Source organism: Rhodococcus sp. ACT016 (assembly GCF_050477185.1).
Classification (GTDB): Bacteria; Actinomycetota; Actinomycetes; order Mycobacteriales; family Mycobacteriaceae; genus Prescottella.
In genome coordinates, this window is record NZ_JBEAET010000002.1 from 116,749 (window position 1) to 129,066 (window position 12,318).

Genomic DNA, 12,318 nt, shown 5'->3' on the forward strand with positions numbered 1-12,318 from the left:
GAGTGACGAGCTTCCGTGGCCGCCCTGAGGTCACGGGGTCGTCGGCTCGAGTTTCTGGGTGTACATCGTGACGCCGCCAGTGGCGAAATTGCGCACGTCCCGGCCGGCCTCTCTCATCTGGGGCGAGTCGAGTGCCTGCAGGAGGTCTTCCTCGCTGCTGAACAACAGGTGTGCGACGGCGTAATACGCCGGGGTCGAGCCATCGAGGGATGCGCACTTCCCCCACGTGAATCCGGCTAGGCCCGGAACCCGGGTCGTGAGTGGGATGTGGATAGTGCGGTAGTACTCGTCGAACGCCGTTGGATCGGTGGGTTCGCCGTAGCAGACCGAGATCTGGTGGCTCACTGATCTTCTCCGTTTGGCTTGGCGACGAGGGTGAGCACGTCATAGGTGGCCACCGGGTCACCACTCTGGTTGGTGACACGCGCATCCCAGCGGACTTCGCCGTAGTCTGCGCTGGTCCGCGGCGTGATCTGCTTCGCTGTCAGGGTGACCGTCAGCTCGTCGTCAGCCTTGACCGGGGTGAGGAAGCGCAGGTTGTCGACGCCGAAGTTCGCGAGCACCGGCCCAGGGGCGGGATCGACGAATAGGCCGGCCGCGAGCGAGACCACGAGGTAGCCGTGGGCGACGATGCCGCCGAACAGCGGGTTGGCGGCCGCAGCTTGAGGGTCGGTGTGGGCGTAGAAGGTGTCGCCGGTGAACTCGGCGAAATGGTCGATATCGGCTCGGGTGACTGTGCGCGGTCCGCCGACGATGGTGTCGCCGAGTGCTAGTTCGGCAAGGTTCTTACGGAACGGATGGGCGCCGCCTTCCGTGCGGTCCGCGCCCGACACCCAGCGGCGACCGACGGCGGTGAGAACGTTGGGTGTGCCCTGAATCGCGGTGCGTTGCATGTGATGGAGCACTCCGCGGATTCCGCCGAGTTCCTCGCCGCCGCCGGCGCGGCCGGGGCCGCCGTGCACGAGGACCGGCAGTGGTGAGCCGTGTCCGGTCGACTCGCGGGCGTCGTCGCGGTTGAGTACCAGAACACGACCGTGGTACGGAGCGAGACCGACCACGATCTCGTGCGCGATGGCGGTGTCGGCGGTGACCACCGAGGCGACGAGACTGCCCTTGCCGCGTGCGGCGAGCTCGATGACATCAGTGTTGTCGCGATAGCCGATGATGGTGCTCACCGGACCGAACGCCTCGACGTCGTGCGGCTCGGTCGCATCGCGGTCGTCACAGCGCAGCAGGATCGGAGACATGAACGCGCCAGTGGCCGCGTCCCCTCCGACCACGGTCACCGTCTCGGGGTCGCCGTGAACGATGCGGGTGCTTTTGGTCAGTGCGCGAAGGGATTTGAGAACCTCGTCGCGCTGCTCGATGCTTGCGAGGGCCCCCATGGTCACGCCCTGTGCGTCCGGCGCGCCGACCACGACCTTGTTGAGGCGTGCGCGGGTGGCTGCGACAACGTCGTCGAGCAGGTGCTCCGGAACGAATGCTCGCCGGATAGCGGTGCACTTCTGCCCTGCCTTGACGGTCATCTCCGTGACGAGTTGCTTGACGAAGAGGTCGAACTCCTCGCTGCCTGTGGTGACATCCGTGCCTAGGATGGAGGCATTGAGCGAGTCGGCTTCGGCGTTGAAGTGCACACCGGCCGAGACCACATTGGGGTGCGCGCGCAGGGTGGCAGCGGTGTCCGCGGATCCGGTGAAGGCCACCGAGTCCTGGCCGCCGAGATGGTCGAGGACTCCTCTTGCGCTTCCGCACAGGAGCTGGACCGATCCCTCGGGCAGCAGCCCGGATTCGATGATGCGGCGGAACACCAGTTCGGTCAGGTAGGCGGACTGACTGGCCGGCTTGACGATCGAGGGCACGCCGGCGATGAACGCGGGTGCGAGCTTTTCGAGGAAGCCCCACACCGGGAAGTTGAAGGCATTGATTTGTACGGCCACACCGCGGCGTGAGGTGTAGATGTGCTGGCCGAGGAAAGTGCCGTTCTTGCCGAGTTGCTCGGCGGCCCCGTCGAGGTAGACGGTGTCGTTGGGGAGTTCCCGCCGCGCCTTGCTCGAGTAGCTGAGCAGGGTTCCGAAGCCGCCATCGATGTCGACGGCCGAATCTCGCCGGGTCGCTCCGGTCGCCGCGGAGAGCTCGTAGAACTCCTCCTTGCCCGCCATCAAGGTCAGTGCGAGCGCTTTGAGGGCTGCGGCGCGTTCGTGGAAGGTCGGCTTCGCCAGCGCGGGTCCGCCCACCGAGCGGGCGTAGTCGATCATGCCGGGTACATCCACCCCGGTCGACGAAATCCGGGCGACTTCGCGACCGTCCACGGCGCTGAGCAGGGGAGTGCCTTCGTCGGGCGCAGTGTGCCAGCGTCCCTGTGCATAGCTTTGAAGCAGAGTGGTCACGAGATCTCCAATAGTCACCGTACGTTCGGTCAGTAATTACGATCGGTGAGCGCCACCACTTCTGTCAAGAGCGGGCTGGGGCCCGGGTCTGGCAGCGGGTCAGGGCCGCCGCAGGCCGCCGAACACGATGGTGACCACGGTGTCGGCGAGTGCGTCCACCGCGCCATCGGTGCGGGGGCGGTACCACTCGACGACGGAGTTGACCATGCCGAAGGTCAGCCTGCTGACCAGGGCTGGATCGACCCCTGCCGGCAGATCGCCCTCATCGGCGGCCGCCTGCACCAGGTCGCTGACGAAAGCGTCGAACTCTCGTCGACGTGCCAGTGCCCGGCGCTCGACCGCGGTGTTGCCGCGCACGCGCAGCAGCAGCGTGACGTACGGCAACTCGGCAACGAGGACCTCGACACTGCGGCGGACCAGGTACTGGAGCCGGTCGATGTAGGGGCCGGTGACCGTCCCCTCTTCGGTCGTCACAGCGAAGAGCGCGTTGAGTGCGCGGGAGAGTGCCAGGTCGAGCAGTTCGGCCTTGCCTGAGACGTGGTAGTAGATCGCCGACTTGGAAATGCCCAGGCGCTTGGAGAGCACCTCCATGCTCGTCCCGTCGTAGCCCTTGTCGTTGAACGCCTTGACGGCGACCGCAAGCAGCGAGTCGAGGTCGTACCCGGGCCTGCCGGGGCGTCCGGTTCGGTGGACTACGCGCGCCGATGTCATGGGTTCATCTTGACGCATCCACGCGGTGCCGAACCAGAACGACCGCAGCCACTCTTGTTACTGACCGAATATTCAGTTAATAATTACCGCACACGTGGACAAGGAGCGCAGGATGAGTGAAGTCTTTCTGGTCGACGGCGCGCGCACGCCGCAGGGGAGCTACGGCGGAGCCCTCGCCGGTGTTCGCCCGGACGACCTAGCCGGTCTCGTCGTCGCCGAAGCGGTATGGCGAGCCGGGATCCCCGGAGACGCGGTCGACGAAGTGATCCTGGGCGCAGCGAACCAGGCCGGAGAAGACAACCGTGATGTCGCGCGCATGGCCGTGCTGCTCGCAGGGCTGCCCGACACCGTTCCTGGCTTCACGGTCAACCGCCTGTGCGCCAGCGGGCTCACCGCGGTTGCGCAGGCCGCCGCACTGATCCGCAGCGGCGAAGCCGACATCGTCGTCGCCGGGGGAGTGGAATCGATGACGCGGGCGCCGTGGGTGATGGCCAAGCCCGGCACTCCCTGGGCACGCCCGGGCGAGATTGCCGACACCTCGCTCGGCTGGCGGTTCGTCAATCCAGTGTTCAGAGCCGCCGACGAGGCCATCCCGGCCGGGGCCGGGCCCGAGGTCCGGAAAATCACACTGTCGATGGGGGAAACCGCCGAGGAGGTTGCCCGCCTCGAGAACATCACTCGAGAGGAAAGCGACGCCTTCGCGCTGCGCAGCCAGGAACGCGCCGTGGCCGCGATCGGCGCGGGCCACTTCGAGAGGGAGATCGTCTCAGTCCCGGTCGGGAAGGACATGTTCGCAGCCGACGAGACGCCCCGGCCCGGAACGACTCTGAACAAACTCGCGGCGCTGAGGCCGGTGTTCCGTGCGGACGGAATCGTGACTGCGGGCTCGTCGTCGCCACTCTCGGACGGTGCCGCGGCATTGGTCGTTGCCAGCGCGGAGGCCGTGGCACGGTACGGGCTGACCGTCCGCGGCCGGATCGTCGGGTCTGCCAGCGCTGGTGTGCCCCCACAGGTCATGGGCCTGGGCCCGGTGCCCGCGACGCAGAAGGCGCTCGCCCGCGCCAAGTGGTCGGTCGCCGACCTCGAGGCGATTGAGCTCAACGAGGCCTTCGCCGCCCAGTCCCTGGGTGTGATCCGTCAGCTTGATCTCGACGAGGACATCGTCAATGCCGACGGCGGTGCCATCGCTCTCGGCCACCCGCTCGGCTGTTCGGGTGCACGCATCCTTCTGACTCTTCTCGGCCGGATGGAACGCGAGAATGCTCGCCGGGGACTGGCAACTCTGTGCGTCGGTGTCGGGCAGGGCGCCGCAATGCTGATCGAGGCGCCATGACCGAATTCACGACCCTCGAAGTCGACGACCGTGGCGACCGTGTCGTCGTCACCCTCAACCGCCCAGCGCAACGCAACGCGATCAATGCGGAAATGATCGCTGAACTCCACACAGTGTGCGCACGCATCGAAGCCGATCCGAAGCTGTTGCTGCTCACTGGAAATGGCGACCACTTCGCCGGCGGCGCCGACATTGGACAGCTGCGAGCCCGCACCCGTGACGACGCGCTTGCTGGGATCAACCGCACGCTGTTCGATCGAATTGGGCGTCTGCCCCTGCCCACCGTGGCGGCGGTCAGTGGGTTCGCGCTCGGTGGTGGCGCGGAACTCTCGTACGCGTGCGACATCCGAGTCGCCACCACGACGGCGAAGTTCGGCAACCCCGAACCCGGATTGGGCATCATGGCCGCTGCAGGGGCCAGTTACCGACTGCCGCAATTGGTCGGAACCTCGGTGGCCAAGCAGGTCCTACTCGGCGGCCGCATCCTCGACGCTGATTCTGCTCTCCGCGCGGGCCTGGTCATCGACGTCGTCGAGCCCGGCACTCACGTCGCTGCCGCCCACCAGCTGCTCGACCGCATCGCACTCTCCGCTCCGCTGGCGCTGCGGCTGACCAAGGCCATCGTCGATGCCCCCGGCTCGCATCCGTTCGCCGACGACATTGCCCAAGCGGTGCTCTTCGAGACAGAGGACAAACACGACCGAATGACCGCGTTCCTGGAGAAGAAGAAATGACTGACACACATCCCCCCGCCCAGGTCGCCGTGATCGGTGGTGGCCGCATGGGCGCTGGCATCGCGCAGGTCTTCGCCACCCTCGGCAGCGAGGTCGTGATCGCAGAGGCCGGCGACCAGGTCGCTGCCCGCGACCGGGTGGCCGCCGGGCTACGCCGCGCTGACGAACGCGGCAAACTCGCTCACTCGACCCCCGATGAGATCCTCGAACGCGTCAGCACCGTTGCCTCTCCATCGGCGATTAGGTCGTCGACCGACCTGGTCATCGAAGCAGTCCCGGAGATCGCAGACCTCAAGGCCCAAGTCCTGACCGCGGCCGAGAAGGCGATCAGCCCTGCCGCGGTGATCGCCACCAACACCAGTTCCCTGTCGATCGCCGACCTCGGGAAGAACCTGACCCATCCGGGCCGATTCCTCGGCATGCACTTCTTCAACCCGGTCCCGGCCTCGAGCCTGGTCGAGATCGTCACGGCTCCTGCGACCGCCGATGCTGTTGTCGACAAGGCCGTGGCATGGGTGGAGCAACTGGGCAAGCTCGAGATCGTGGTCAGCGACTCCCCAGGGTTCGCCACCAGCCGTCTCGGTGTGTTCCTTGGCCTCGAGGCGATCCGGATGCTCGAGGAGGGGGTGGCCGACGCCGCCGCGATCGACCGCGCGATGGAGCTCGGTTACCGCCACCCGATGGGTCCACTGCGCTCGACCGACCTGGTCGGACTCGACGTCCGCCTGGCCATCGCCGAACATCTGGCGGTCACCCTTGGGCCTCGCTTCGAACCTCCGAAGTTGCTGCGCGAAAAGGTCGAGCGCGGCGAGCTGGGCCGCAAGACCGGTCAGGGCTTCTACAACTGGACCACACCGACGCAGGGGGCGCTGTCATGACCACCGCGGAAAGCAACTCTGTACGAGTAGAGATCGAGGACGGTCTCGCGACGATTGCTCTCTCTCGAGCAGGAGCGTCCAATGCTCTAGATGTGTCAGCCAAGTCAGGCTTGCTGTCTGCGGTCCATGAAGTGGCGCGCGCTTCGTACGTTCGGGCGGTACTCCTGAAGGCCGACGGCAAGAACTTCTGTGTCGGACAGGATCTGGGCGAGCACGTCGACGCGCTGCGTGCGGATCCGAAGTCCGCAATGAACACCGTCGGCGAGCACTACAATCCGCTCCTGCAGGCGATCGCCGACCTGGAAGTCCCGGTGGTGGTGGCGATCCGCGGCGCGTGCGTCGGCGCCGGGCTCGGACTTGCACTCGCCGGCGACATACGGGTTGCCGGCGAGGGCGCAAAGTTCGCAACCGCTTTCACCGGAATCGGTCTGGCCAGCGACTCGGGCCTGAGTCACACTCTTGTCCACGCGGTGGGCGTCAGCCGGGCGGCCGGGTTGATGTTGCTCGGCGATCGCTTCAGTGCTGCTGATGCCGCTGCGTGGGGGCTCGTGCACCGTGTGGTTCCCGATGACGAGGTCGATAACGATGCACACGATCTCGCGGCCCGGCTGGCACAAGGCCCCACGGCGGCTTACCAGCAGGTCAAAACTCTCCTGAAGGCTGGGGCGCCAGGACTCGGGGATGCACTCGAACGGGAACGCCACGCGCAGGAAACGCTCGGTGCGAGCGCTGACCACAGCGCTGCGGTCGAGGCATTTCTGGCCAAGTCACGCCCAGTCTTCACCGGGCGCTGACCGACGCTGCCTGCAAGGACCGGCCGACGCGATCCCGGTCTTGTATGTGGGTGGTTTCGGACGCATACTAATACTGACCGAATATTCGGTAAGGAAATGAGGCTAAATGTCAACGCCTACAACCACAGAAGAGCTTCATGAACTCTTCACCACTACCATCGCGAATGATCAGCGGATCGAGCCACGCGACTGGATGCCCGACGACTACCGCAGGACCCTGATCCGGCAGATCGCGCAACATGCGCACTCAGAGATCATCGGGATGCAGCCGGAGGGCAATTGGATCACCCGTGCGCCCTCGCTGCGCCGGAAGTCGATTCTGCTCGCGAAGGTGCAGGATGAGGCAGGGCACGGGTTGTACCTGTACTCCGCTGCCGAGACCCTCGGTGCCGACCGGGCAGATCTGACCGACAAGCTGATTGCCGGCAAGCAGAAGTACTCGTCGATCTTCAACTACCCGACGCTCACCTTCGCTGATGTCGGCGTGATTGGCTGGTTGGTCGATGGAGCGGCGATCTGCAACCAAGTCCCGCTGTGCCGCACCAGCTTCGGACCGTACGGGCGGGCGATGATCCGCGTATGCAAGGAAGAATCGTTCCATCAGCGGCAGGGCTACGAATTGCTGATGACGATGATGCGTGGCACCGACGCCCAACGTGACATGGTGCAGGAAGCGGTCAACCGCTGGTGGTGGCCCGCCCTGATGATGTTCGGCCCGCCGGACGACAAGTCCCCGAACACCGAGCAGTCGATGAACTGGCGTATCAAGCGGCACACCAACGACGAACTGCGCCAGCGCTTCGTCGACATGAGCATCCCTCAGGCTGAGGCGCTAGGGGTTAGCTTTCCCGATCCGAACCTGGAGTGGAACGAGGGCCGGCAGCATTACGACTTCGGCGAGCCCGACTGGAGCGAGTTCATGGAGGTCATCAAGGGCAACGGTGCCTGCAATGTCGAACGTATCTTCAACCGCCGCACCGCACACGAGAACGGCGCCTGGGTGCGTGAGGCAGCCACTGCCTTCGCCGCCCGTGAACGAGAGGGCTCATAGGATCATGACCAACACTCGGGTCACCGCAGAAGGTGGCCACGCCACAGTGCCAACCAATGATGTGTCAACCGTGCCGGAAGCGGAGCAGGTCACCACGGGCTGGCCACTGTACGAGGTGTTCGTGCGCGGCAAGCGCGGCTTGAACCACGTGCACGTCGGCTCGTTGCATGCCCCCGACGACGAGATGGCACTGCGCCATGCGCGCGATGTGTACACGCGTCGCAACGAGGGGGTGAGCATCTGGGTCGTGCCATCCGCTGCGATCACTGCGTCGAGCCCGTCGGAGAAGGATCCGTTCTTCACGCCCAGCGGTGACAAGGTGTATCGCCACCCGACCTTTTACGACATCCCCGACAACGTTCCCCACATGTGAGGCGCACACCATGATCGATCACGACAACGCCTACGGGGGCCTGGTCGACGAGGACAACCACGGCCAGTGGGCCTTCGGCACCAGCTTTGACGACCCGCTCGCCGGTGTCGACACCACTGTCCCCGACGGAGTCGACCTCGGCGCGCTGGCGAGATACTGCCTGATGCTCGGAGACGACGCACTGATCTCCTCGCACCGTCTCTCCGAATGGTGCACCCAGGCACCAGAGCTCGAGGAAGAGATGGCCTTGGCCAACATCGGCCTAGATCTGCTTGGGCAGGCACGCCTGCTCCTCGCCCGAGCCGCCGCCGCGGACCCCACGGTCGTTCCGTTCATCTCGGAGACCTCCCCCGTACCGGCCGACGATGCTCTCGCCTTCTTCCGTGCGGAGGCCGAATTTCGGTGTGTACGCCTGTGCGAACTCGACAACGCAGACTTCGCCCGGACTGTCGTCCGCACCCTTGTCCTCTCGACCTGGCGCCTTGCCGTCTTCGCGAGACTGCGCGAGAGCCGGGACCCGGTCCTTGCAGCAGTCGCCGCCAAAGGCGTGAAGGAACTGACTTACCACCGCGACTATGCTGCCCGCTGGACAGTGGTCCTCGGCTGCGGCACCGACGAGTCCCGTCGCCGGATGCATGAAGCGCTCGACTTCGTTTGGCCGTACACCGCGGAACTATTCGTGCCCACCGCGGACGAGCTGGCCCTCGCCGCTGCTGGGGTCGGTGTAGATGCCCGGACCGTGCGCGAAGAATTCGAGTCGGTGATCGGGCGCGTCCTGAATGCTGCCGAACTCGCTGTGCCGCAGTCTGTCTCGGTCGGCGCTGTCGGCGGACGGGCCGGACGAGGTGGCCTGCATGCCGAGCCGTTCGGCCGACTGCTCGCCGAAATGCAGTCCGTCGCTCAAGCCCACCCCGACGGGTCGTGGTGACATGGCCGCCGCGGCTCACGAGGACGCTCGGACCCTGGTCGAGTCCGTCATCGATCCCGAGATGCCGATGCTGACCCTGGCCGACCTCGGCGTCATCCGCGACGTCGACATCGATCAGAACGGCGCCGTGGTGGTCACCATCACCCCGACCTACTCTGGCTGCCCTGCACTTGCGACGATGCGGGTGGACATCGAACAACTATTGAACCGACACGGCTACAACCAGGTTCGCGTCGACACCAGCCTGACTCCGCCATGGAGCAGCGACTGGATCACCGAATCGGGCATGCGCAAACTGCGCGAAGCCGGGTACTCCCCACCCGGACGCGCTCCCGCCCCTGGAACGGGTCCGGTGCCGCTTACTCTCACCACCCCTCCCCGTGCGGTTTCCTGCCCTCAGTGCGGCTCGCCCCGCACCGAACTTGTGTCGGAGTTCGGGGCCACCCTGTGCAAGGCGCACTACCGGTGCATCGCATGCCTCGAACCGTTTGACCACGTGAAGGAAATCTGACATGACGACCGTCGAGCCACTCAATAGCCGCCGCGCACCGCGAAACCGCGACTTCCACCACCTCGAGGTTTCCGAGGTCGAACGCTTGTGTGACGACGCCGTCGCGGTCACCTTCGCAGTCCCCGATGATCTCACCTCCGAGTTCTCCTTTCGGGCCGGACAGTCTCTGACTTTGCGACGTGTCGTCGACGGCATCGAACACCGACGGTCCTACTCCATCTGCGCCCCCGTCGGCGACGCGCCCCGCGTGGGTGTGCGTGAAGTTCCGGGCGGACTATTCTCGACTTGGCTCGTCAATGAAGTCCGCGCCGGTGACCGGATCGACGTCCAGGTGCCGGGCGGTACCTTTGCGGCCGACCCCGCCGTAGCCGGAAGGCACCTGCTCATCGCCGCGGGATCCGGGATCACCCCGATGCTCTCGATCGCAGCGTCGGTACTCGAGAACCCCGACTCCACTGTGGTACTTCTGTACGGCAACCGGCGCACCCGATCGGTGATGTTCGCCGAAGAAGTCGCCGACCTCAAGGACCGCTACGGCACTCGACTCGAAGTCATCCACGTGCTCTCCCGCGAACCCCGCGACGTAGAGCTTTTCAGCGGACGACTCGACGCCGACCGGCTACGCGACATCCTGACCGCTGTCGTGCCGGTCAACAACGTCGACGACGTGTGGCTGTGCGGACCCTACGGCATGGTCGCCGACGCCCGGAACGTACTGGGAGAGTTCGGCATTGCCGGCCATAGGATTCACAGTGAACTGTTCTACGTGGATGGCACGCCCCCACCACAGGTGAGCCGCCGAGACGGGGAGGTAGACGGCCCGTCCAGTGATGTCACGATCATTCTGGACGGGCGCAGCACGACCGGGAGACTGCCACGCGATCGGAGCGTCCTCGACGCGGCCGAAGCGATCCGCTCGGACCTTCCGTTCGCGTGCAAGGGCGGAGTGTGCGGTACCTGTCGAGCGAAGGTCACCTCGGGCGAGGCACGCATGCTCCGCAACTATGCCCTCGAAGAGGATGAGGTCGCCGCCGGCTACGTCCTGACCTGTCAAACCGTCCCGTCCAGTGACATCCTTACCATCGACTTCGATGCCTAGGTAGGTGACGACGTCCATCACCGATTCCTGACGAACGGACAGATGTCCGCAGCGACTGCGGACACCGTCGAACGAACACCCGCCAAGGCGCACAACGTCACATCAAGCTTCCCCGAGCACCGATTCAACGGGCCGCCCGGGATGCACTGGCCCACTGCGCGATGAACCCTCTGAGGAGCAGAATGACGTCCCTGCAGGATCCCCCGACCAACGGCGCCGTAGAGTTTGCCTCCCGTGACGAGATCTCGTCCCTTCAGCTCGACCGGCTACGCTGGTCGCTGCAACACGCCTACGACAACGTTCCGCACTACCAAGCGTCCTTCGACGCGGCCGGAGTCCATCCTTCCGACCTGAAAAGCTTGGAAGACCTGGCGAAGTTCCCGTTCACCACGAAGGGCGACCTCCGCCGGAACTACCCATTCGGCATGTTCGCGGTTCCACACGAGCACGTGTCGCGAATCCACGCCTCGTCGGGAACGACTGGCCAACCCACCGTCGTCGGATACACGAAACGGGATCTGGACAACTGGGCCGACCTGGTTGCTCGGAGTCTGCGCGCAGCCGGGGTCCGCTCCGGCGACAAGGTACATGTGGCCTACGGATACGGCCTGTTCACAGGCGGACTCGGCGCTCACTACGGCGCAGAACGCCTCGGCGCCACCGTCATCCCTATGTCAGGCGGCATGACCGAGCGGCAGATCCAGTTGATCGAGGACTTCAAGCCCGACGCGATCATGGTCACGCCCTCCTACATGCTCACGATCATCGACGCGATGATCAGCAAGGGCATCGACCCGTCCGCCACTTCACTCCGAACTGGCGTGTTCGGTGCGGAACCGTGGACCGAACAGATGCGCACCGAGATCGAGCAGCAACTCGGCATGGATGCAGTCGACATCTATGGACTGTCGGAGATCATGGGTCCTGGCGTGGCGCAGGAGTGCGTTGAAACCAAAGACGGCCTGCATATTTGGGAAGACCACTTCTATCCCGAGATCATCGACCCGGTCACTGGCATGGTCCTTCCAGACGGGGAAGAAGGCGAGTTGGTTTTCACATCGCTGACGAAGGAAGCGCTTCCGATCATCCGCTACCGCACCCGCGATCTCACCCGGCTCCTACCGGGAACCGCTCGCACGATGCGCCGCATGCAGAAGGTTACGGGTCGCACCGATGACATGATCATTCTTCGCGGAGTGAATCTGTTCCCCACACAGATTGAAGAACTGATCTTGACTGTGCCGGCGCTGGCTCCCCAGTTCCAGTGCATTCTCGACCGACCCGGTCGGATGGATCGATTGACGGTACGGGTTGAGGCTCGGCCTGGCGCCAGCTCCGACGAGATGCTCCGTGCTGCTGCGGATTTGCGGGAGTTGATCAAGAACCGGATTGGTGTGACCGTCCTTGTAGATCCGGTCGAACCCGGGAATCTTGAGCGCTCAATAGGCAAGGCACGTCGCATCATTGACAACCGCACGGCAAGGTAACCGCTACCTAGCGGCCGATGCTAGCACTTGAG

Annotated in this window: 13 protein-coding genes; 10 read left to right on the forward strand and 3 right to left on the reverse strand. The window is 65.1% G+C overall.

Going from position 1 to position 12,318, the window contains the following annotated elements; genetic code table 11:
* Nucleotides 1–30: 30 nt before the first annotated feature.
* The 3 genes from ACQ5DX_RS27435 to ACQ5DX_RS27445 form a co-directional block, all read right to left on the reverse strand.
* Nucleotides 31–345 (reverse strand): EthD family reductase, encoded by a 315-nt coding sequence (locus ACQ5DX_RS27435; protein ID WP_430335912.1) that lies wholly within the window; start codon nt 343–345, stop codon nt 31–33.
* Nucleotides 342–2,387, reverse strand: a complete 2,046-nt coding sequence (gene paaZ / locus ACQ5DX_RS27440) for a phenylacetic acid degradation bifunctional protein PaaZ (protein ID WP_430335913.1) — start codon at nt 2,385–2,387, stop codon at nt 342–344. Before paaZ ends, ACQ5DX_RS27435 begins: the two co-directional genes overlap by 4 nt.
* Before the next feature lie 99 nt (nt 2,388–2,486).
* Nucleotides 2,487–3,098, reverse strand: coding sequence for a TetR/AcrR family transcriptional regulator (locus ACQ5DX_RS27445; RefSeq protein ID WP_430335914.1), 612 nt, complete (start codon nt 3,096–3,098; stop codon nt 2,487–2,489).
* Nucleotides 3,099–3,210: 112 nt separating this feature from the next.
* Here ACQ5DX_RS27445 and ACQ5DX_RS27450 point away from each other — a divergent pair, with 112 nt between their 5' ends.
* The 10 genes from ACQ5DX_RS27450 (at nt 3,211) to paaK (ending at nt 12,286) form a co-directional block, all read left to right on the forward strand.
* Complete coding sequence (locus ACQ5DX_RS27450; RefSeq protein ID WP_430335915.1) at nt 3,211–4,431, forward strand: thiolase family protein; 1,221 nt, start codon at nt 3,211–3,213, stop codon at nt 4,429–4,431.
* A complete protein-coding gene (locus ACQ5DX_RS27455; RefSeq protein ID WP_430335916.1) occupies nt 4,428–5,165 on the forward strand; it encodes an enoyl-CoA hydratase/isomerase family protein in 738 nt (245 codons plus the stop codon). The genes ACQ5DX_RS27450 and ACQ5DX_RS27455 overlap by 4 nt, the downstream gene beginning before the upstream one ends.
* Nucleotides 5,162–6,043, forward strand: coding sequence for a 3-hydroxyacyl-CoA dehydrogenase family protein (locus tag ACQ5DX_RS27460; protein ID WP_430335917.1), 882 nt, complete (start codon nt 5,162–5,164; stop codon nt 6,041–6,043). The genes ACQ5DX_RS27455 and ACQ5DX_RS27460 overlap by 4 nt, the downstream gene beginning before the upstream one ends.
* Nucleotides 6,040–6,837, forward strand: a complete 798-nt coding sequence (locus ACQ5DX_RS27465; RefSeq protein ID WP_430335918.1) for an enoyl-CoA hydratase-related protein — start codon at nt 6,040–6,042, stop codon at nt 6,835–6,837. The genes ACQ5DX_RS27460 and ACQ5DX_RS27465 overlap by 4 nt, the downstream gene beginning before the upstream one ends.
* A 106-nt stretch (nt 6,838–6,943) precedes the next feature.
* Nucleotides 6,944–7,888: a 1,2-phenylacetyl-CoA epoxidase subunit PaaA gene (gene paaA, locus ACQ5DX_RS27470; RefSeq protein ID WP_430335919.1), complete on the forward strand. Its 945-nt coding sequence runs from the start codon at nt 6,944–6,946 to the stop codon at nt 7,886–7,888.
* A gap of 4 nt (nt 7,889–7,892) precedes the next feature.
* Nucleotides 7,893–8,261 carry a 1,2-phenylacetyl-CoA epoxidase subunit PaaB gene (paaB, locus tag ACQ5DX_RS27475; protein WP_430335920.1) on the forward strand — a complete coding sequence of 123 codons (369 nt, stop codon included), beginning with the start codon at nt 7,893–7,895 and terminating at the stop codon, nt 8,259–8,261.
* 10 nt (nt 8,262–8,271) lie between these two features.
* The gene (gene paaC / locus ACQ5DX_RS27480) at nt 8,272–9,189 is read left to right on the forward strand and encodes a 1,2-phenylacetyl-CoA epoxidase subunit PaaC (RefSeq protein WP_430335921.1); all 918 of its coding nucleotides are present in this window, start codon (nt 8,272–8,274) and stop codon (nt 9,187–9,189) included.
* A 1-nt stretch (nt 9,190) separates the two neighbouring features.
* The gene (gene paaD / locus ACQ5DX_RS27485; protein ID WP_430335922.1) at nt 9,191–9,700 is read left to right on the forward strand and encodes a 1,2-phenylacetyl-CoA epoxidase subunit PaaD; all 510 of its coding nucleotides are present in this window, start codon (nt 9,191–9,193) and stop codon (nt 9,698–9,700) included.
* Between the two features lies 1 nt (nt 9,701).
* Nucleotides 9,702–10,799 carry a 1,2-phenylacetyl-CoA epoxidase subunit PaaE gene (gene paaE / locus ACQ5DX_RS27490; RefSeq protein WP_430335923.1) on the forward strand — a complete coding sequence of 366 codons (1,098 nt, stop codon included), beginning with the start codon at nt 9,702–9,704 and terminating at the stop codon, nt 10,797–10,799.
* 182 nt (nt 10,800–10,981) lie between these two features.
* Complete coding sequence (gene paaK, locus ACQ5DX_RS27495; RefSeq protein ID WP_430335924.1) at nt 10,982–12,286, forward strand: phenylacetate--CoA ligase PaaK; 1,305 nt, start codon at nt 10,982–10,984, stop codon at nt 12,284–12,286.
* Nucleotides 12,287–12,318: the final 32 nt, after the last annotated feature.